15 protein-coding genes are annotated in these 22,509 nt (G+C 45.0%); 5 read left to right on the top strand and 10 right to left on the bottom strand.

The window, feature by feature from the left end; genetic code table 11:
* Positions 1–184: 184 nt before the first annotated feature.
* The gene (locus MTF70_RS05985; protein ID WP_031778862.1) at positions 185–1,036 is read left to right on the top strand and encodes an SIS domain-containing protein; all 852 of its coding nucleotides are present in this window, start codon (positions 185–187) and stop codon (positions 1,034–1,036) included.
* A 19-nt stretch (positions 1,037–1,055) separates the two neighbouring features.
* Here the strand turns inward: MTF70_RS05985 and mpaA are convergent, their stop codons facing one another.
* Positions 1,056–1,766, bottom strand: a complete 711-nt coding sequence (gene mpaA / locus MTF70_RS05980) for a murein tripeptide amidase MpaA (RefSeq protein WP_205461220.1) — start codon at positions 1,764–1,766, stop codon at positions 1,056–1,058.
* A 141-nt stretch (positions 1,767–1,907) separates the two neighbouring features.
* On the opposite strand from mpaA, the gene MTF70_RS05975 reads away from it, so the two are divergent.
* Positions 1,908–3,533, top strand: a complete 1,626-nt coding sequence (locus MTF70_RS05975) for an ABC transporter substrate-binding protein (protein WP_205461221.1) — start codon at positions 1,908–1,910, stop codon at positions 3,531–3,533.
* A gap of 63 nt (positions 3,534–3,596) precedes the next feature.
* On the opposite strand, the gene MTF70_RS05970 is transcribed toward MTF70_RS05975, so the two are convergent.
* From MTF70_RS05970 to MTF70_RS05935, 8 genes are all read right to left on the bottom strand, one after another.
* Complete coding sequence (locus MTF70_RS05970) at positions 3,597–4,181, bottom strand: flavodoxin family protein (RefSeq protein WP_017821885.1); 585 nt, start codon at positions 4,179–4,181, stop codon at positions 3,597–3,599.
* A gap of 870 nt (positions 4,182–5,051) precedes the next feature.
* On the bottom strand, positions 5,052–5,645 hold the full coding sequence (locus MTF70_RS05965; protein ID WP_017820061.1) for a mechanosensitive ion channel family protein: 594 nt from the start codon (positions 5,643–5,645) through the stop codon (positions 5,052–5,054).
* Positions 5,646–6,137: 492 nt separating this feature from the next.
* Positions 6,138–8,252 carry a type I secretion system permease/ATPase gene (locus MTF70_RS05960; RefSeq protein WP_005374556.1) on the bottom strand — a complete coding sequence of 705 codons (2,115 nt, stop codon included), beginning with the start codon at positions 8,250–8,252 and terminating at the stop codon, positions 6,138–6,140.
* Positions 8,253–8,267: 15 nt separating this feature from the next.
* On the bottom strand, positions 8,268–10,181 hold the full coding sequence (locus MTF70_RS05955; protein WP_005374560.1) for an EAL domain-containing protein: 1,914 nt from the start codon (positions 10,179–10,181) through the stop codon (positions 8,268–8,270).
* Positions 10,182–10,186: 5 nt separating this feature from the next.
* Positions 10,187–10,870: a transglutaminase-like cysteine peptidase gene (locus tag MTF70_RS05950; protein ID WP_005374561.1), complete on the bottom strand. Its 684-nt coding sequence runs from the start codon at positions 10,868–10,870 to the stop codon at positions 10,187–10,189.
* 114 nt (positions 10,871–10,984) lie between these two features.
* Entirely contained in the window at positions 10,985–12,376 is a 1,392-nt protein-coding gene (locus MTF70_RS05945) for an HlyD family type I secretion periplasmic adaptor subunit (protein ID WP_005374562.1), read from the bottom strand.
* 173 nt (positions 12,377–12,549) lie between these two features.
* Entirely contained in the window at positions 12,550–13,773 is a 1,224-nt protein-coding gene (locus tag MTF70_RS05940) for a response regulator (protein ID WP_005383565.1), read from the bottom strand.
* Complete coding sequence (locus tag MTF70_RS05935) at positions 13,766–15,640, bottom strand: ATP-binding protein (protein ID WP_205461222.1); 1,875 nt, start codon at positions 15,638–15,640, stop codon at positions 13,766–13,768. The genes MTF70_RS05940 and MTF70_RS05935 overlap by 8 nt, the downstream gene beginning before the upstream one ends.
* 115 nt (positions 15,641–15,755) lie before the next feature.
* On the opposite strand from MTF70_RS05935, the gene pdxH reads away from it, so the two are divergent.
* Complete coding sequence (pdxH, locus tag MTF70_RS05930; RefSeq protein ID WP_025768703.1) at positions 15,756–16,391, top strand: pyridoxamine 5'-phosphate oxidase; 636 nt, start codon at positions 15,756–15,758, stop codon at positions 16,389–16,391.
* A 73-nt stretch (positions 16,392–16,464) separates the two neighbouring features.
* Here the strand turns inward: pdxH and MTF70_RS05925 are convergent, their stop codons facing one another.
* A complete protein-coding gene (locus tag MTF70_RS05925) occupies positions 16,465–17,184 on the bottom strand; it encodes a helix-turn-helix transcriptional regulator (RefSeq protein ID WP_017820063.1) in 720 nt (239 codons plus the stop codon).
* Between the two features lie 971 nt (positions 17,185–18,155).
* On the opposite strand from MTF70_RS05925, the gene MTF70_RS05920 reads away from it, so the two are divergent.
* Both MTF70_RS05920 and putA read left to right on the top strand, forming a co-directional pair.
* Positions 18,156–18,968: an AraC family transcriptional regulator gene (locus MTF70_RS05920; protein ID WP_025768702.1), complete on the top strand. Its 813-nt coding sequence runs from the start codon at positions 18,156–18,158 to the stop codon at positions 18,966–18,968.
* Positions 18,969–19,374: 406 nt separating this feature from the next.
* A complete protein-coding gene (gene putA, locus MTF70_RS05915) occupies positions 19,375–22,506 on the top strand; it encodes a bifunctional proline dehydrogenase/L-glutamate gamma-semialdehyde dehydrogenase PutA (RefSeq protein ID WP_205461223.1) in 3,132 nt (1,043 codons plus the stop codon).
* Positions 22,507–22,509: the final 3 nt, after the last annotated feature.

Raw genomic sequence — 22,509 nt, 5'->3', positions numbered from 1 at the left:
GTTTGGTGATAAAAATCACACTTGAGGTTATTCTTTATGCAGGAGAAATTTGGAATAATGAGAGAAAATATACGTCTATTACATCCGGGATTAACTGTCTTGGTTAGAATAATCAGGGGGTTAAATCAAACGCCTATTATTTCTGTTTTGGAATAATTTATTTAAAGTTTTTGAGGTTTTTGTTGTGTCAGTTATCAATAGGATAGTCGCGAGGCGTACTCAGCTTTCGCAAAGCGGTCGTTTGGTTGGCGATTGGATTGTTGAAAACGCAGAAAAGGCGGCGCTGCTCACCAGCCAAGAACTTGCGGCGCAAGTAAAAGTGAGTCAATCGAGCATTGTGAAATTTACTCAGCGTATCGGCTTTAAAGGTTACAGCGAGTTTAAGTTAGCTCTGAATGAAGAGATTGGCCGTAAGCATGCGATGGGGTCGACACCGTTGCACAGTGATATTTTGGCAGATGATCCCATCGCGGTTATTTCACAGAAACTGGTGAAAGCAAAAACAGATGCTATGTTTCAAACCACCAATACGCTGTCTTACGAAGCGTGTCACCAAGCGGTGAAATGGTTGAGTGAAGCGCGTCGAGTGCAAGTGGTCGGGATTGGGGGCTCTGCACTGACCGCGAAGGATTTAAGCTTTAAACTGCTTAAACTTGGTATTACGGCGCTTTCTGAACAAGACAGCCACGTGCAGATTGCTGTTGCCCGCACGCTCTCTCCAGAAGATGTTCAGATCGCAATCTCGTTTTCGGGTGAGCGCAAAGAAATTCTCGTCGCGGCAGAAGCGGCAAAAGAGCAGGGCGCGAAGGTGATTGCGTTATCTGCGCCTGGAAGAAGTCGCTTGCGCGGTATTGCCGATATTACGTTTGATACGATTGCCAATGAAACGGAACATCGCAGCTCATCCATTGCTTCGCGTACCGCGCAAAACGTGATCACCGATTTGCTGTTTATCATCTTGGTTCAGCAAAGAGACGACAGTGCCCGTCAGTTGATCAGCGATATCAGTACCGACATCAAACAGATCCTCACATGATCGCTTGTTTAACAGCGGACTAGAGATCCGGATCGTGCCTCAGCAAAGCAATAAAAGCAGAGAGATGTTTTTCAATGGTGAGATCGGCAGAAATCGCGGGCAATTCCAACGTGATGCAAGGTAAATCACGTTCACTACACCAAGTGCCGAATGAGCCGGGTGTTTCGTAGTCGACATCGTCAACGATTGGCAGTTGGAACTGCTCGTGGAGCCATTTGGCAAGGTCGGAATGTTTGGGATCATCCACAAAAGCAAGCGGTTCATGAAATGACACCACAAACTTTGGCCTACGTAGTTCAATCAAGTTAATTAATGCGCCAACTTCTGGCTCTAGCTGGTTTTTAGAGCCTGTTTTCACCTTTACGTCTCGAACGGGTGTGTGAGAGCTCCATCGATACACGGTGCCATGCTCTGTCCAATTTGGGGTTGGAAACGCGCGATTGAGATCCACTTGGTTTGCATTTGCACGTGTGCCTAGCTGGTTGCCGTCCGGATTCATTGACAGAATCACATCATGTCGTAAGTTTTCAGCAGGCAAGCTTCTTAGCGCGCAGGACAAACCTGCAATCGAGGCTGTCTCATCCCCGTGAGTGCCTGCCAAAATCAAACCTCGTGAAGCACTTTCGACTTGAGCCGGAAAATACAGTAATGGCGCACCAAGCACGGATTGACCGTATGATGTTGGCCGAATTAAAAATGCCGCTCTTTCCGTTCTTGGAATTAGACTCACCGTAATCTCCTGATTGATGAAGTAGTATCAATATCTAAGCTAATTACACCTAGCTAAACTGAACCGTTTAAACTCGTCAACGGTTGAAATGTTAATTGTGGCACTTGCTTCACAAGACGCGTTAGGAGAACGAAAAACGATATGGATTTTAAAAAACATTCAACGGCGTTGCTGATTTCCTCTTTATTCACCCCTTTTCTTGCTACATCGGTTGCTGCGGAGACCTTACCTAAAGGCATTCAACTTGCCGCAGAACAGCATTTAGTACGTGCGAATGACGCAGAGGCGGCGACGCTTGACCCAGCGAAAGCCGAAGGTCTGCCAGAAATGCATGTGATTCGTGACTTATTTGAAGGGCTTGTGATTCAAGATCGTGACGGAAACATTATTCCCGGTGTGGCAGAATCATGGGAAACCAAGGATAACCAAACCTTTACTTTTCACTTGCGCAAAGACGCGAAATGGTCGAATGGCGAGCCTGTGACAGCGGATGATTTTGTCTATTCACTGCGCCGAGCGGTGGACCCGAAGACCGCTTCTCCAAATGTTTGGTATCTCAAACTCACCAAGATCAAAAACATCGCCGATGTAGCAGAGGGCAAAAAGCCTTTGGACGATCTCGGTATCAAGGCAGTGGATAAATACACCCTACGTTTTGAGTTGGACAGTCAAGTGCCGTACTTTGTTGCTATGACTGGGCACACGTCCATGATGCCAGTGCATCAAGCGACAGTGGAAAACCGCGACAAGCCGTGGAGCGATCCAGACCAATTTGTTAGCAACGGTGCATTCACATTGGATAAGTGGGTCGTGAATGAGCGCATTGAACTGGTTAAGAGTCCAAGTTACTGGGACAGCGCAGATACGCATCTAAACAGAGTGACTTATATTCCGTTTGAAAACCAAAACGCGTCGATCAATCGTTATGCGGCAGGAGAGCTGGATATCACGTCAGATGTGCCGACTCATATGGCGCAGAAGCTTAAACAAGATTACAAGCAGGCTTACACGGTGGTGCCATTATTGTGCACGTATTACTACGCGTTCAATACCACTCGTCCGCCATTTGATGATGTGCGAGTGCGTCAAGCGGTGTCGTACTCCATCATGCGCGATGTGATTACGAATGGTGTCACGCAAGTGGGCAACCTTCCTGCTTATACTTTTGCGCATCAGTACACCGCAGGGTTTGATGCGACGCCGCCTGAATACAGTAAGTGGAGTCAGCAACAACGTGACGAGAAAGCGCGTCAGTTGTTAAAAGAAGCGGGTTACAGCCAAGACAAGCCGCTCGATTTTAAATTGTTGTACAACACCAGTGAGGCAAACAAATCGATCGCGGTTGCGATAGCGTCGATGCTACAAAAAAATCTCGGTGCAAACGTGGAGTTAGAAAACCAAGAGTGGAAGTCATACTTAGTGGCGCGTAAACAAGGCAATTTCGATGTGATGCGCGCTTCCTGGTGTGGTGATTACAATGAAGCGTCTACTTTCCTGAGCTTACTTCGCTCAGGTTCCTCGGGTAACTTTGCACGTTACAGCAGTGAAGCGTACGACAACGCGATGAACAGTGCATTGGCCGCAACCAATGAGAAAGCGCGCCAAGGTTTCTATGATCAAGCCGAGCAATTGTTGGCGGCGGATACGCCAATCGCACCGATTTACTACTACATGCAAGCGCGTTTGGTTCGTCCTACGGTTGGCGGTTTTGCCAAGAACAACGTAGAAGGTCGTATCTACTCGAAAGACCTCTACATCAAGAAGTAGCGCTCAAAACAAGCGATAAATATGAAGCCCCGAAGATGTATCTTACGGGGCTTCTTTTTATTGTTAGCGAGTGGAGAGCTTGTTCACGAGCATAGCGACTCGTTTGCCAAGATACTCCGCTGTTGCAACATCAGAAGCATGCAACTGACCACCTTCACCACCTTGTGCAACAATACCACCTTGTACACCATAACGATTCAGGTTTTGCTCCCCAGAATTGCTGATCTTATCCAACCCGACCCACATCATGCCGTGTTGGTTAGCGAGCGTTTGTAGATATTGTAATGTGCAAGATTGGTCGCCATTCATTGCCCCACCACTGGTAAAGCCAGCCGCGATTTTGCTCGCCCATTTTTGGTAATACCAAGATTCACTGCTTGCATCTGCAAATGCTTTAAACTGCGCTGCTACACCGCCCATATAGGTCGGTGAGCCAAAGATAATCGCATCACACTCAGCAAGTTCATCCATTAGTTTAGGGTTCACAAAACGTCCCTCAATAATCTCACTGCCTTCAATTCGGTGAGAGAGGATTTCACATTCATCTTGCTGTTTAATGCCTTGTTGTTCAACACCTGCGGCAATCGCGCGAGCAAGCTGACCAGTAACGTCGGTTTTAGAGAAATAAATAATCGCAATTTTGGACACAATGGTTCCTTTTTTCATTGTTGATTTTTAATCGTGCGACTAAGGCTAAAACCTCAAGCTAAGTTGAGGTCAAGAAGAGATTTGAGATAGATAAAGTACGAATTGGTATCTAAAGAGCTTTCTTATAGGGTAAGTCGACGGCATAACTACAGTGAATGCAACGACGATGAATATCGTGTATAAAAGCGTTAAAGGAAGATCTTAAAGATGTAGAAAACTCTCTTGGAAACAATGATAAAGGTACCGATACTAGTGATGAGTAATAGGCGGAAAAATAGATTAAAATATGTAAACTCAGACCTGATCCAAGGCGGGAAAAGTACATTTCATCGTTTCTTAAGGCGAGGGATTATTATCATTATGGTAGGATGCCTTTCTACAGCCTCTTCCACGGTATTTGCACACTTTATAGCGGGTGTGTTTGATGTGGATATGAATGTTCATCCAGAGAGCTTAGAAGAAAAAGTGCATGCACTACTTTTTGTTTCGGTCAGTCTTGTTTTTTACCTCTTTTATGCCCTTATCTCGCTAAATATTAGTGGGTGGCTCATAATGAAGCTAAAAATATAAGCTTAACTAAAACCATGTCCTTGTATTTTAAGGAAGATGGAACTAGTGACGATTTTTTCTTTGCTTGCACCATCTCTATTTTTTGTATTTATTTAAGGTTCGTAAATAAGAAGCTTCCTTTGGTTGAAGTGGCGCTTTTGGTTTCGGCGATGTGTCATGCTTTTATCATGAAAGAATACAGTGGTGACCTTCAGCTTATACATTTTGTCTCTTCACTGTTTTTCGCCATTAACTTTGGGTTATTTGTGACCACCAAGTGATACTAAAAAGCCGATGTAGATACATCGGCTTTTTAGTGGGTTATTTCTTTCTGCGAGTATAAATCCGAGATTTTGCTTTACTTGGCTCTGGCTTGTTTTTTGCCAGCTTTAGCACTGCTTTTTGCAAAATCTGGTTGTTTGGGTAAGTGATTAAGTTACCGTTGTCGTGCTTAATTAACACGTGAAACATGCTGATTTCTTGAATCTCACCGCAGATGTCTTCATCTTTGTCTACGACTTTAATTCGGTCACCCACTCGGTACGGGAAGACAAAAAAGATCAAAAAGCTGGCAGTGATGTTGCTCAGAATTGACCACTGCGCAATAAATGCCACACCTAATACGGCAAAAATGGACGATAGGAACAAAGACACATCACCATAGCCAATACCTGTGATAATGGCAAAAATAGAGGCGGTCAAAAATAGCAGCGCGACATTGAAACAGCGCTGAATAAAACTCAAACGAGCCTTTTTTACACCTTTCGTTGTTGCCAAATTTAGGATGGCTCTATTTACAATCCTCTTCAGGATGCGATACGCGATCAGGACAAAAATGCCCATCAATAGTTTGTAACCGAGGGAGCCCGTAGTGAAATACTGGCTCACTTGCTCTAATTGGATCCAATCATTCATTTCTTCATCTCGACGATATCTAGAAAGCGGCTTTTATAGCTGATTTTTTGCTGTAAGTAATCACAATTTTTCTTTACACCATTTGTCTCTGTGTTGAGGTACCACAGAGTACTGTATAAGTTAATCAAAGACTTAGTGAGCATTACGAACTTTTTGGCTTCATTACTTATATTCAATCAAAGCTGACGTGATTTTGAAGAGAGCAATCTTTGAGCTGTATCCCATATCCGACATTCTATGACGCTAGTTACTCATAAACGAGCTGAATATGACTTTTGTCCTGATAACCTAAGGTGTATTAATTGAAATAGCTTTTAGGGCGTTGAAAAATGGAAGAAGATGAAAAGGCGATTATGATTTTATTCGTGATTGTTGGCCTTGTACTCGTTTGGGTCGCGCTTGAAGAACTTAATTATCTCGGGCTCCCAATAAAATAAGCCCCGTTAAACACAAGTTAAACGGGGCCTTTGCTTTTATCAATGTGAATTCAGGCTAGCTAACCGCACGCACTTTGCCTTGTTTCAAATCGTTCAGCACTTGCGCTTTAGGGCCATCTGCGATGATGCTGCCTTTCTCCATCACAATTACGCGATCAACGATGTCGAGCATAGACGTTTTATGCGTAATCAGAATCAGCGTTTCACTAGGTTTCAACTGTGCTAATTGATGTTTAATGTGCATCTCTGAGCGATTATCCATCGCACTGGTTGGTTCATCCATGAGTAGAACAGGAGGACGACCCAAAAATGCACGAGCGATCGTGACTGCTTGACGTTGACCACCCGAAAGCATTGCTCCACCTTCACCAACTTGGCGTTCTAAGCCCGCTGGGTCAGATTGCGTAAACGCAGTAACACCGGCACGATTCGCTGCGTCTAGTACGTCACGGTCATCGGTTAATGGGCGACCTAGCGTAATGTTGTCGCGGATAGAACCAAAGAACAGATTCGAATCTTGCGGCACACAACCAATATTACGGCGAATGTCGACATGATGCAGTTGTGCGATGTCGGTATCATCAATGCGAACATGACCTTCCGTCGGCTGATACAAGCCCATGATGAGACGTTCTAACGTGGTTTTACCCGAACCGATACGGCCTATGATCGCTACTTTTTCGCCTGGGTTAATGGTCAAGCTCAAATCTCGAATCGACGCCACCGGTGAATCTGGGTAGTGGAAGGTCACGCGTTCAAGTTCAATTTTGCCTTGTACTATTGGGCGGTGAATGTAACGTTTACCTTCTTCTTGTTCATCCGGCATTTCCATGACTTGATTGATAATTGTCATAGAAGACTTCGCTTGGTTGTAGCGCGTAGAGAGTAAGGATAACTGAACCAAAGGACCAATCGCGCGGCCGCTAAGCATGGTTGCGGCAATCAAACCACCCATGGTTAAGTCGCCTTCTGCAATTAAGTAAACGCCTAGGATGATCATCCCTACGTTACTACTTTGCTGGACAAAACCTGCCGCGTTTTGAATGCTATCCGTAATTCGGCGGCTTTTTATATTCCAGTTCGCCATGTGCGCAACTGCCTCTTCCCAGCGGTATTGGAATTGGCTTTGCGCACTGAGCATTTTTACGGTTTCTAACCCAGCCAAGCTCTCTATCAAATTGGCATATTTTTGCGATGCTAGGCGTGAACCCTCCTCAATGGAGCGGCGCAGCGGCCCTTGTATCAGTAGCGAGTGAATAATCAAAATGACCACGCCCACCATCGGTACATACACAAGATCGCCAGCCATTAGCCATATAATCACTAAGAACAAAATGGCAAAAGGCAAATCAATGAGAGCACTGACGGTCGCTGAAGTAAAAAACTCTCGAATAGATTCGAATTCTTGTAAATGGCGAGCGAAGGCACCGACCGAAGGCGGCTTTGATTCCATTCTAATCCCCATCACTTTGCTGAACAGTTTGGATGAAATCAGAATGTCAGACTTCTTGCCCGCCACATCAATGAAGTAATTTCTCAGCGACTTGAGAATGAAGTCGAACAGGAACACGACAAAGATGCCGCTTGCTAGTACCCATAGGGTTTCAAACGCAAGATTCGGAACCACTTTGTCGTACACCAAGCGAGTGAATAGCGGAGCGGCAACCGCAAAGAGGTTGATGAGAAGTGATGCGATTAAAACATCACGGTAGATGCGTTTTGACTGCCACAAGGTGGACCAGAACCAGTGGCCTTCGTTGGTTTTGAGCACTTCGGGAGAGCGCTCATCGAAACGGAATTGCTTTTTAACTAAAAAGTACCGACCAGTGTATTGCTCAAGTAGGTCTTCTAATGGAATAGAGATCGGCACCATTCCACTTTCTAGGGTGGTGACTTCGGCCTCGCGTTTCTCCATATTGATGCTGTTGAGAACGCAAGAGTCACCGCCTTTAAGAACTAAGATTGCCGGCAGAATTAGGCTGGAGATGCTCTCCAGCTCTGCGCGGTTTTCCTTGGCAACCAATCCGGCCCTTTCCGCTGCTCTTGGTAGCAAAAATGGGGTCAGTTTACCGTCAGATAGCGGTAGTCCGTTGACTAGCGCTTCTGGCGAGTTAGCTAACCCATAGTAACGGCTAACGTAGATGAGCGAATTCAGTAAAGGGTCTTTCATCGTTGATAAACCTTTTTATTCCTTGTCGACGATGAATCCTTGGAATACCTCAACAAAATGTTCAGTGAGGAAATCCAACTGGATTTGAGTTTCGATACGCGATGCGATAGTCGTAATACCAAGGTTGTGGGCAGTACGAGAGATCGACGTTAGCGTGAATTTCTGTTTTTCGTCGTGCAAGTTGTGTGTGAATAGGTAATCGAGCTTCACATAGTTCGGGCGGAACTCTTGGATGTATTCCAAAGATTGGAAGTTACGTCCGTAGTTATCTACGCCGAACTCAGCACCTGATTGGCGAATGGCATTACATAACAGTGCTGTGTGGTGAGGCTGATCGATAAAGCATTCCTCTGGAATTTCAAAATGTAGCTTAGAGGCCACTTTGGCGTGTTTCTCTAGCATGCTCGTTGTCCAGCGAATAAACGATGGTTGAGACAAGCTGCTTTGCGCGATGTTAATCGCGACTGGGTCATTAAGTTCACCATTTTCTAGCATCTTAATCATTGATTCAATGACATACTGGTCAAAGATGTTGGTGGCGTCTAACTGTTCTAGTGCGAATAGGTATTGATTCGCACGATACGTTTCACCATCTTTTTCGATGCTTGAAAATACTTCGTTGTGGAATACTTTACCCCATGTGTTTTTCGCAGCTTGGAAACGGAATTTAACCCAATCACTATGAATGGCTTCTTCAACCAACGCTTTCCATTGCTGTTTACCCATCAAACTAGAAGGTGTATCACTGCCAATGAAGCCGTATGGCTTGTCTGGTTGCGCTTTGGCTTTCGATAGTGCGTTGTCCACCATCGAGAGGATTTCAGAGCGCGTTTTCTGATCTTTGCTGTGTGCAACCCCTAGTGACGCTTTAGGTTTTGCTAAGCCTGTTGGGTCAGTATTTAGGCCGTTCACACAATTGACGATGCTGTCCGATAAAATGCGTAACTCGCTCTCATCCATATGAGGGAAAAGCAAGCCGAACTCATCACTAGACAAGCGAGCAATAGTGGCACCCGGTACATCAATGGTGTTTTTCAAACGTTGAGACAGTTCTTTAACGTGGGCATCTGCGCGTTGGTAATCTTTGGTCTCGTAAATGTCCCCAATGTATTCAGCATGGAGTAGCGCGATACCCCCTTGCGTTTGCTCTGCAAGCCATTGGTCAATTTGGTTGATGTAGAATGAGCGGTTACCCAATTTAGATATAGGATCGAGGTAAGCTTGAGCACGCAGACGTTGCGCCTCTTTGGCTTGCTCTTTGAATGATAGCTCGATTTGAGCAGACATCATGTTAATGCCATCTACCACCGCGATAAGATCTTTGGTTCTTGGACGAGCAAGCGGTTCACCAAATTGGTTATTCGCGATTTCATGCATTTTATTCACGATGGCCGTTAATGGTTTTAGCGAGCGACGTAGGATGTATGAAATTGCCACTAAACCAGCTAGAAAAATGACACTGAATACAGACAGCAAGCCAATAAAACCTTGCCAGAGCTGCTCGTAAGCTGCGCCTGGGTGGCTAATGATTTCTACTTCGGCGAGCTGCATCCAACCACTGGTCACAACACGCTTATCGTGAATCGCTTTAAATAGATTCATGTCGATAAACCATTGTGGCACCGTACTTGGTTTAACTGGGTAAGTACGCACGATCTGGTAGTCAGAATCTAATGCTGTAAGACGAACAACGGAGTAGGTGCTGCCGTCAAACAGAGCATTAATCACGGACTCAACCGCGACTTTATCTTTGTCCTTTAGGTAAGGAGCCAATGCCAAACCTACGGTGTTAATAGTGTTGTTGACCTCTGAACGTTGCTGTTGCTCCAAGCTGTCTCGAGTCGTGTTGAATTGGATTACGAATACTGATGCCAACAAGAGTATAAAGACCGTAACCATCCCCACCACAAGCTTCTTATATAGGGTCATGTTTCTCACTCGTCATAGTTAATTTTAGGTTTATTTAACTGCAACTTACGTTCGCGCGAGCGTAAGTCATTCCAAAGGCTCAACCGTGATGCTTTCCCTGCCAGCTCTCCAGTGCTAGCAGATGACTTCATCAACCACAGGTTTGTACCATTAAAACTGTATATCGGTAGCAAGTCGCTACGCTTAGAGGCTCGGACAATGTCAGGATTGATATTATCGAGAATGAGCGGCTCAGAACTTGGGGTAGGGTAGTAAGCTAATACCATGTGAAACTGATTCAGTTCGATGGCTTTTACGTATATTAACCGCATCTTTGAATCTGGTATTCCTAGCTCGAGTAAAGAGAAGTACTTAGCAATAGTGAAATCTTCACAGTCTCCTGCGTTACTCCCTAAAAATTCGAGTGGCGTAGCCCAATAATCTGTCTTTCCCCACAGTTTTATGTCGTCAACGAAATACAGCTGATTAAAAAAGTCGTTAACGCCAGCGAGCTGTTCATGAGTCTCTAATTGTTTAAATAAGTCGAGGTTCTTTCGCCATGTATTTACGCGCAATCCCGCACGTTCGCCGTACACCGCTGTGACCGTATTGACCCATCGTTGTTCTTTACTGTTCAGCGCACCAAGTTGGAACGACAAACAACTTAAGCTGATTAATAATGTAACTTTACGCTGCAAATTGGATCGCATATTCGACTCGTATCACAAGTATACTCTTCTAGAGAGTTCGTCAGTGAGAAATAAGTGCTTTTTATTTAATCGCTTATCGCTCAATACTCCCTATCGCGAGTATCTTAATGTGGTTTACTCCTTCAAGGCGTTCGTTTTGGCACTTAAAATCGGTTTAAGTAGATATTCCAAAACGGTTCGCTTCCCTGTGATGATATCGACCGATGCTGTCATTCCTGGAATGATTGGTAAATCTGCATCTTGACCAAAGTTTGTTTTTTCGGTGCGTACACGAACAATGTAGAAGCTGTTGCCTTCTTCATCTTGAGTGGTATCCGCGCTGATATGTTCCAACTCTCCCTCTAAACCGCCGTACTTTGTGAAGTCGTAAGCTGTAAATTTCACGATAGCATGAAGATCTGGGCGTAAAAATGCGATGTCTTTTGGCGCAATTTTCGCCTCTACCAATAGTGTGTCTTCTGTTGGTACGATCTCGACGATATCCATACCAGGTTGGATAACACCACCGACAGTATTGATGTTCAGTGTTTTGATTTTGCCTGTTACTGGCGAATTCACAACCGTTCGGTTTACTCTATCTTCCAAGCCCACCGCTGATTCAACCAAAGCAGATAACTGGTCTTGGGCGCTGTTGAGTTTCTCTTGCTGTTCAGAGCGGAATTTGAGTGCAACATCAATACGGTTGAGCATGGATTCTCGAATCGCTGATTGCAATACGGGAATCTTGAGCTCACTGGACGTCATTTCACGACGGGTATCGTTGACTTGGCGCTGTAATTTGAGCAGTTCAATACGAGGAACAACGCCCTCGTCTGCCAAAGGTTTGGTGATATCGAGTTCTTTTTTCGCGTATTGGTAGCTTTGACGCAAGTTCCTTACTCGTGCTTGGATCTCTACCAAGTCCTGCTGCTTTTGCTGCACTTGTTGGTCAATAACAGAAAGTTGGTTGCGTAAATTATCTAGATCTTCGCGATATTCTGCTTTTTGACGCTGTGTGAGTTGAGGTCGAGTCTCTTCCAAGGTTGGTGGGAAGGTCAGTTTACCGTAATCAAGTAGTACACTTTGACGCCAGTTTTCCGTTTCAAAATCACGATTAACGGCAACACTGTTAATAGAAGCGGATAGTTGCAGCACAGATGCGGTAAGGTTGGCAACTTGTTGCTCACGTTCACGAAAATCTGAGCGAAAGCGGGTGTCGTCGATAAGCAGTAACTGTTGGCCTTTTTCAACCAACTGACCTTCTTTGACCAAGATTTCTTTGACTAAGCCACCTTCTAAGTTTTGGACTACTTGTATCTGTGAGGAGGGAATCACTTTGCCTTGACCAACCGTGACTTTGTCGATTTCAGCCCAAGATGCCCAACCTATTGCTGCAATGAAAAATAGAACCATAACCCAGAGCATAAAACGCGCGCTGTTGGGGGTATTGAGGAGCAATGCTGCAGTTTTGTCATCAACAAAATCCAACTCTTCATCGTTGAGTTTGTTGTAGTTATCTCGGCTCATCACAGTCCCTGCTTATATAATTACGGATTATCTTTTTGATCTTATTATTATTAACCGATCATGTCAGCATGCTCGGCTAATAAAATATGAGAAGAGGGTTATTCTCTCTTCAAATGAGCTTTCTTACACTTTCTAAATCAAACAAAAGCATAATTAGCGCCGGAGTATAGCTATTACGCCTTGAACTTGGCTTTATCCAACTGATGTTTTTTTAGTTTGTCGTACAAGGTTTTGCGTGATACCTGTAATTCTAGTTGAACCTCTTTGAGTCTGCCGCGATGTCTTTGCAATGCATCGAATAACAAGCAATATTCAAAGTATTCTGTGCGCTGAGTCATACTCTGAATTTCAAGACTTTTCTCACTATTCCAATCTTCCATTCTAAAAGTATCTGGCTTGAGGGCACGAAGTTCAGCAAATTGGCGTAGCTGCTTAACGTTTTCTGGCCATTCGAGACTGGTGAGGTGTTTGACCTCTTCTAGGCTGATATGTGGCGGCTGTAACTGATATCGACTCGCTGTGTGGCGCACAAAGTGCTTGTATAAAGGCCCTATATCTTCCTTTCTTTCATCGAGCGTCGGTAAGTGAATTAGAGTCGCCAGGGATTTTAGAGGTGGCTCGGCTTGGGTGGTCGCGCCAAAAACACGTTCAAGTTTCGGGTGCTTGAACAAGTATTCCCATTGTTCAAATGATACATGCTCTGCGCTATGTAAGTACAAACTGCAGTGGCGTTTTCCTTCACTTAAGCGGTGTATGGCTTTGTCGAGCGCTTCTAATGAAAGCTCATACAGGTCTTCACCAGAAGCGGCGATTAGCTCACTATCCGGTGTTGCATGTATGTCGTGGGCAAATTGTGCAGCGAGTCGCCGACCCGTACCATCTTGACCTACAAAAATGAGCGGCTGGCTTGTGGGCGCACTGATCAAGGCGCGACGAATGCTCACCATGGCCTTACTGTGACCAATCATTTTCGGACCAACATGAGTTTGCATGTCGAGCTCTTTCTTAAGCCAGATGTTTTCTTGCAACAAGTTCAGTTTATCGCTGGCATTGTTGAGCGATTTCATGAGCTGTTCCGTTGAAAACGGTTTTTCTAGAAAGTCGTACGCGCCGCTTTTCATCGCATCTACCGCGGTTTTCACATCTCCATGTCCAGTAAGTACGATGAATTGAAAGTGATCGTTTTTGCTTCGCAAAGTTCGCATAAACTCCAAGCCATCCATCACGGGCATATGGATATCGGTGATGATAATCGCAGGTGTATTTGAGTCGATTACGCGTAAGGCTTCTACTGCGTTTGGTAAGCAGGTGACGTCTATCCCTTCAATCAGCAGGGCTTGAGACACGGCATCACGAATGTGTGGTTCGTCATCAACAAAGAAAACTGGGTTATTCATGGTCGTTTTCCACTTCTGGGGTACGTTTATTCTGATTGACTATTGGTAGCGTCACGATAAAGGTCATCCCTCCTGCTTGTTGTTCTGTGTTCTGATGTTTATAGGCACAGAGGGAGCCGTGATAGCTCTCTATAATCCGCTTGGAGATTGTTAAACCTAATCCAAGACCCTCCGGCTTAGTCGTAAAAAATGGGTCGAACACTTTTGCTAGGGCTTCGTCTGACATCCCTGGTCCGTTATCGGAAACAAGAATGTCGCAACTGTCATCATGACACTGAACAGCAATGGATATTTGCGGATCGATACAGTGGTTTTCCATCGCTTGTGCGGCGTTGTGGAAGAGGTTTATCAGCACTTGTTCTAATTCAACGCTGTGAATGGCCAGCTTCACATCATAGTCGATGGCCGGAACTTTTAGTGTTACTCCTTGCTTAATAAGCTTGTTGCTCAAAATGCTGGTGGCAGTATGTACCGCGTCGTGCAGTACTGAGATTTCATTGTGTGAATCGTGCGTGGCTTTCCGAGTAAAGACTTTTAAGCGGGCAATGACTTCCGAAATGGTGTCATTGAGTGTCAGCATTTTGCCCAAATTGTCAGCGACCATTGGGTATTTTTCCATTGCCAACAAACGCTGCGAGTTTTCGGTATAGGTTCTTAGTGCGGAAAGTGGCTGATTTATCTCATGATTAATACTGGCTGATAGCTCGCCCAACAATGCCAATTTTGCGGCTTGCGTCAGTTCTTGTTGTGTTTGTTTAAGCTCTTGTTGGCTTTGCTCATATTGGCGGATGGTCTGTTGTAGTTTTTGGTTGGCTTCACTCAGAACTAGTGTCCGTTGCACTACTTTTTCTTCTAGGCTCACATTGAGATGGGCAAGGCGTGCTTTGTTAACTAGGGTTTGGAACCACGCTAACGCAATTAGAGCAATGAGCGCATATAAGATCAGGAAGACGATATCGGCCTGTAAAACGGCGGCAAGAACGCTGTTGTGGTTAATTAAGGCAACGACGCGAAACCCTTTATCCAATAAGTGTGTTGCGTATGCGAGGTAATTCGGTGATAGAAGTAATTGATTGTCATCAAACTCTGTGACACCACTGTGTGCCGTTAACTCACCAAAATATTCGGGTAAGGTATCGCCATATTGACGCGTTTCGGTAAGTTCATTTATTGCACTCGATGACAGTGGGAAAAGTGCACGATAGCGCCAGTCTGGTAAATTGCTCATAAACACGACATTGTGTTTATCTGTAATGAGTACGTCAGTCGTGGTTTGCGAAAGGCGCTGTTCTAATTGCTCCAAATTCACTTTTACTGTGATCACGCCAACGACTTCCTCATTTACCCACAGCGGAGATGAGAAGAAGTACCCACGTTTATTCGAGCGTACGCCTAATCCAACGTATTGAGCGGGCTCACCGCGTCGCGCATTTTTAAAATAGGGGCGATAGCTAAAGCTAGAGCCAACAAACGTATCTTCTTGCTGAAAGTTACTTGAGGCTATGACTAACCCGGTACGGTCATGAACGTAAATCGTATCGGCCAAGCTTTGCTTCAACCAATCTGCTAACAATAGGTTGAGCTCTTGAGAGGGCGTTCCGCGCTCTACTGCTTTGAGTAGTCTTGGGTCGTGACTTAATAGGTTTGGTATCTGTTCAAACTTTGCCAGTTCGTAGTCCACTTCTTGTGACACTTGCGCGGCTTGTCTCTCTAGCTTTTGTTGCCATTGATCATGTTGGTATTGAGTTGCGTAATGATGAGTAAGCGCAAGCCCTGAAATGCCAACGGCACACAGTAGCAGTAAAAAATGACGTAGGGCTTTGGGGTTGAGTAAGTTCACGATCGGCTCACTGGTTTTTTGTGTCATGGTATCAAATGAAGCACTGTGATGCTGTGAGCGGCAACGATAACAAGCACAATGATGTCCTTGTATTTCCTCAGTATCGGGAGCACAATCGACAAAAACGAGTGAAGGAGTAAAGATGGAACTTGCTGATATTCGTCGTGAGTACACCAAAGGTGGGCTGCGTCGTAAAGATTTGAAAGCTGATCCTATTGATCAATTTAATCTGTGGCTAGAGCAAGCAGTTGAAGCGGGTTTAACGGACCCGACTGCGATGACAGTTGCAACGGTTGATGAAAATGGCATGCCATTTCAACGCATTGTTCTATTGAAAAACGTCGACAAAGATGGTTTTGTGTTTTACACCAACCTAGGCAGTCGCAAGGCCCAGCAGCTAGAGCATAACAGCAATATTAGTTTGCACTTCCCTTGGCATCCGTTAGAGCGCCAAGTTCATATTACTGGTGTGGCTGAAAAGCTTACCGCCGTAGAGAATATGAAATACTTTACTTCTCGTCCTAAAGAGAGCCAGTTGGCCGCAATCGCGAGCAAACAAAGTAGCCGTATTTCTGCCAGAGGTGTGTTGGAAGGTAAGTTTTTAGAGCTAAAACAGAAGTTTGCTAAGGGTGAAATACCAGTACCAACCTTTTGGGGTGGCTTTCGCGTAAAACCAAAGAGCATCGAATTTTGGCAAGGTGGCGAGCATCGCCTTCACGATCGTTTTCTTTTCTCCCAGCATGATGGAGGTTGGGACATTGATCGTCTAGCGCCATAGGCTTATGGTCCCTCATGAATAAACAAACACCGCCGAATTGGGGCGGTGTTTTTGTAGGTAGAAGCGATGCGAATTATCGCTCTCCATTCAACACAACCGATAATTGATGCTTAAGCAGCGTTTTGGGTACAACAGAGCCGTAGCCTGCTTCCATTGCTTTATCTATTAGCTCGTTCTTGCTGTTCGCTGCAAACTTATTACGTAAGCGTGCGACGTGACCTTCAACGGTTTTTGTTGATATGCCCATGACCTGAGAGATAAATTGAGGCTTTTTGCCATAGAGCAAGAGGAAAAGCGTTTCTTGCTCGCGGCATGTGAGCTTCTCTGGTTTTGGTTGTAAGTCAGAGAAACGAAAGATGGATTGTTGATTTGGGTTGGTACTGATTGCACGACAAACCCAATACCCGACTTCAATCACGGCGGTGTCGGTGAGTTCCCTTCCGTAGAAAATGGTGCCTACGATGTCGCCTTTGTCATCTCGCCACGGTGTTTTAGTAAATATATGTGCTCGCCAGCGGCCATCTGGATAAGGGTGGATATCCAGAATTTTTAGTGACTCGCCAGTTTCGAGAACGTGTTTATCTTGGCGTTGAAATTCTTGCGCGCATTCAGTGGTTGGGCTGGCCATATCAAAATCAGTTTTACCCAAGCACTCCTCGGGCGACGTGTGCCCTAACAGTTCTGCGTATTCCTGGTTTACGTATAGGAATACCGAATCTTTATCTTTGCATCCCCAACAACCTGGTAGCTGTTTAAGGAGGGATTGTTCTATGGTATCGACTGAAATATTCACAAAAGGACTCACTACATACTGCTTTTACCAATACAGAGACGTCCGTGTTACATGGCTCGTATTGATGTTGCCAAGTAGGCAGTTACGTTGCTAGAACACGTTCGTTGATTGGCGCTCAATCCAATTAAATTCGTGGTGTTCGATGTTTTCGTCAGGTAGTCATAGACAACGACGAAATGGAACGAAGAGTTTAATTGGGAAAATGGTCTGTTTCATTACAGATATGTGCGCTCACGGATGTCCGCCAATGTTCGGCTTACAACTCGTATCGTCCTTGATCATGCTTCCTACAACTCAGTTGTAATGTGGTTGACGTTCATATCACTTGTGAGCGAAAGAGCAGCACCTAAGCATATGAGAGGGACAGTGAGACAAACGCTATGATATCAGCTTATGCCATTGTTTTCATTGTTGAGAAGCGAAAAAAAAGCCAGCCTGAAGACGGGCTGGCAACACAAGATATAATCTTGTCGACGTGTAGAAGAGGTTCTAAATTACCTAGCGAGGGTCTGCTAAGTAAGTTAGAGGTATCAATGAGATACCGAGAGCTTTAGATCGTATGCATCTTAAAGCTCGATAACTAATGTATTGAATCAGAAGCATATTAGTAAGGGGGGAAATCCCTCTATGTTGAGTTTAAGAGTGGGTTTCGATCCGTTTCAGGGACGAGTTATCTAATATGGAGCACGGTGTTTTACAAAATAACAGATTGTTCGGTAATAAGGATCTTTACATTGATTGATTATGTATACGTAAGGTGTTGCCTATCTATCCGTTTTTGTTAATAAAATTGGTTGCTCACTGACCGTAAATTAACCTCGCATGATCATCGTTCCGGAACTATGATCATGTAAATGAACTTGATCATGCTGATTTGATCTTGTCGATTGAGTTGGGTAAAAGTTGCAACCCAACAAAGAAGGTATATGATGCGAAGACGTAAGCTGACCGTGTAAAGACGACTGTTTAAAATGAGTGACTCAGATAACCAAAAAATCCTTTCATATCAAGAGATTATGCTGCCGAAGCCGGCGGAGCTGATCACACTTCCGTCTTATATGGATTGCCACGATCATTCTTATACGCAGATCGTGATTGGTTTAAAAGGGCAAGCCGAATTTGAAGTGCGCGGGCGAGGTAATCTTGTCGGCCCTGGTCAAGGTTGTGTGGTCACCGCATGCTCTGATCATGCTTTCGGTGGCGTCATCAATCAATCGGATATTTTGGTGCTGAATATGCCCAAACCGACAAATGATGATCCTGAAATGCTTCAAAAAATCAATAACCTGGAGAGAGACCATGTCTACTTCCAGTTAGATAGTCAAATTCAGAAGCTGATACAGATGTTGGTTCAGGAAATGCGAAACCATCCGGATGACCTGCTGTTAAGTCGTGCGTGTAACGACACTGTGATTGCATTAATGCAGCGCCATATCTCGGCATTTGAGACCAGTCGAAAAGAGTCGCGCTTTGATTTGGAGGCGATTGATCGTTACATTGAGCAGCACCTGAGTCATAAGATTAGTGTGGCTCAATTGGCCGGGCGAGTGTTTCTTGGGGAAAGTCAGTTCCATTGCTTGTTTAAAGAGCAGATGGGGATTACACCTCATCAATATGTTCTCGGAAAGCGTATCGACATGGCTCGTGAATTAATCGAGCAAGGGCACCTTTCTTTAGGGCAAATTGCCGAGTTTACTGGCTTCTCAAGCCAGAGTACTTTTACTCATACTTTTACTCGCTTACAGGGAATATCACCTTCCCGTTATAAAAAACAAGTTGGATAACAACGCGTTTTTTTAGGTCAAATAATCATCAATCAGAATAAAGCCATGCACTATGCATGGTTTTTTTATGTTTTATTCACGTGACCTATCTCTCGTTTTTTTAAATTCTCTGTTCTTTGCAGTGGTTGATATGCCACTTGATCCTACATTTTCTCTTAGAACGAGCTCTTCACAAAAATCTTATTGATATTCTTGATATTTTGTTGTGAATGCAATGAAAAAATTAAAATTTACAACACAAAATATTACCTATTTGAATGTGACTATGTGGATGTTTTGTTATAAAAGCGAGTTTTTGGCAAAAATGTCGTAGTTTTTGACAAGTATTCTTATCGGCCTCAAAATACACTGCCAGCCATTGATAATCCTCGAAGCGGTTTTCGAGGAGTGAGATTGAGGAACACACATGTTTACAGCTACGAACGTGTTGACACCGGAATTTATCGGGCAGCCGCTTGATAAGTTGTGGTCACTGATCTCGCCATTATATATGGTGGACGAGTCTCAATGGCTAGAGCAACTATTGCCACTAGCGACGCCGACAGAGGATGAAAAATCGGCGATCACTACCCAAACGACCCACCTTATCGAAGCCATTCGTGCCGATAAGAAGTCAATCCAGATGATTGATGCTTTATTGCTGGAATACAGCTTAGATACTCAAGAAGGTATCTTGCTGATGTGTCTTGCAGAAGCATTAATGCGCATCCCAGATGCCGCGACAGCAGATTCTTTGATTAAAGATAAGTTGAGTGTCGCAGACTGGAAATCTCACCTGAAGAACTCTGACTCTGTGTTTGTTAACGCATCAACATGGGGCCTCATGCTAACAGGTAAAGTGGTTGGTCTTGGTGAGCAAGGCACCCAGAGCCCAGGTCAGGCTGTAAACCGTCTGGTAAATAAATTCTCTGAGCCTGTGATTCGTAAAGCCATGTATCAGGCAATGAAGATCATGGGTCACCAGTTTGTTCGTGGTCGCACGATCGAAGAAGCGCAGAAGAACGGTCGTCCAATGCGCGACAAAGGTTTCACCTACTCGTTTGATATGTTGGGTGAGGCGGCGTTAACTACAGCGGACGCGAACAAGTACTTCAAAGATTACCTAATGGCGATCGAAGCGGTGGGTCGCGAGACTTACGGTAACGACACCAGCCCTGCGCCTTCGATTTCCATCAAGCTTTCTGCATTACACCCGCGCTACGAAGTCGCAAATGAAGAACGTGTAATGACAGAGTTGTATGACTCACTAATGCAGCTATTGAAACGTGCAATTGAAGTCGACGTTGCAATCACAATCGATGCAGAAGAAGCGGATCGCCTTGAGCTTTCTCTGAAGCTATTTGAGAAAGTGTACCGTAGCGATCTTGTGAAAGGTTGGGGCAAGTTTGGTTTGGTTATTCAAGCTTACTCAAAACGTGCGCTACCAGTCTTGGTGTGGCTAAATGCACTCGCAAAAGAGCAAGGTGACGTTATTCCTCTGCGTTTGGTTAAAGGCGCGTACTGGGACAGCGAAATCAAGTGGTCTCAACAAGCGGGTTATGCAAATTACCCAGTATACACTCGCAAAGAAGCGACGGACGTTGCATACCTAGCTTGTGCTCGTTTCCTACTTAGCGAAGGTGTTCGCGGTAATATCTACCCACAATTTGCAAGCCACAATGCTCACACGGTTACGGCAATTGCTGTCATGGCGGAGCACAAAGAATACGAGTTCCAGCGCCTGCATGGTATGGGTGATTCACTGTATAACCATGTTATGAAAATGTACGGTCAGCCAGTACGTATTTATGCTCCTGTCGGTAGCCATGCTGATCTTCTTCCGTACTTGGTTCGTCGTCTGCTTGAAAATGGTGCGAACAGCTCGTTTGTACACCGTCTAGTTGATGCGCGTTGTCCGATTTATGAGTTGACCCATCACCCTGTGGATGTGTTGACGGGTTTTGACACGCTACACAACGACAAAATTCCATTGCCTGCCGATATTTTCCCTGAGCGTAAGAACTCATATGGCGTCAACATTGACATCGACAGTGAAGCGAAGCCATTTGAAGCTCAGGTCGAAAGCTTCATGGACAACCAGTGGGTTGCAGGCCCGATGATCAATGGTGAACGCTTTGCCGAAAGCATGATCAAGGAAAATGCGGCTGAGATCATCACCGCACCATACGATCGCCGAATTGAAGTCGGCAAAGTGGCATTTGCAACTCTTGATCACGTTTCCGCTGCAATTGATGCGGCGCAAAGTGCTTTCTCTGATTGGAAAGGTGTTCCTGTTGAGCAAAAAGCGGCTTGTTTAGAAAAGCTTGCTGACTTAATGGAAGAAAATCTGGCTGAGCTGGTGGCGATTTGTCACAAAGAAGCGGGTAAAACGATTCACGATAGCATTGATGAAGTTCGTGAAGCAGTGGATTTCTGTCGTTATTACGCGAAACAAGCGCAAAACCTACAGCCATTTGAGCTAGAAGGTTTTGACGGTGTGAAACGCATTTCTAGCCGTGAAGGTCTTGGTGTGTTTGTGTGTATCAGCCCTTGGAACTTCCCGTTGGCTATCTTCCTTGGTCAGGTAACGGCAGCACTGATTGCAGGTAACACTGTGGTTGCAAAACCTGCTGAGCAAACAAGCTTAATTGCCGCTCGCGCTATTGAATTAATGCTTGATGCGGGTTTCCCTGCTGGTGTGATTCAGTTACTTACTGGTCGCGGCGCTGAGATCGGTCATGCACTGACTTCTCATGATGCTATTGCTGGTGTGGCATTCACTGGTTCAACGGCAACGGCGCAACGCATTAACGTCACGCTTGCGGAGCGCAGCGCGAAACCGGTTCCGTTTATTGCGGAAACAGGTGGTCAAAACGCAATGATCGTGGACAGTACTGCATTGCCAGAGCAGGTGGTGCGTGATGTGATTCGTTCGGCGTTTGCATCTGCTGGTCAGCGTTGTTCTGCCCTTCGTGTTCTATTTGTACAAGAAGATGTAGCAGACCGTATGATCAACCTGATTCAAGGTGCGATGAATGAGCTGTATGTTGGTTTACCTTACCTACACAAAACGGATGTTGGTCCGGTTATCGACAGCAATGCAAAACAAAAACTCCTTGCTCACCTTGAGCAAATGAGCAAAACACAGACTAAAGTCGCTCAGCTACAGCTGGATGAATCGTGCCAGCATGGTGACTTTGTCTCACCAAGTGCGTTTGAAATCTCGGGCATCGATGTGCTGAAAGAAGAACAATTTGGTCCAATCTTGCACATTGTTCGCTTTAAAGCGTCTGAATTACCGAACGTGGTTGCGCAGATCAACAGAACGGGTTTTGGCTTGACGATGGGTATCCATAGCCGTAACGAAACCACGTACCGTTGGATTGAGAAACATGCACGAGTAGGTAACTGCTACATCAACCGAGACCAAGTTGGCGCTGTGGTTGGTGTACAGCCGTTTGGTGGTCAAGGCTTGTCGGGTACTGGCCCGAAAGCTGGTGGTCCACACTACCTATTCCGCTTTACTCAACATCTTCTTGCTCAAGCAGAAAACGCATAAGGA

The organism is Vibrio sp. 2CM40D (assembly GCF_023161825.1).
GTDB classification, from domain to species: Bacteria; Pseudomonadota; Gammaproteobacteria; order Enterobacterales; family Vibrionaceae; genus Vibrio; species Vibrio alginolyticus.
This window is presented reverse-complemented; position numbering and strand designations above follow the sequence as displayed.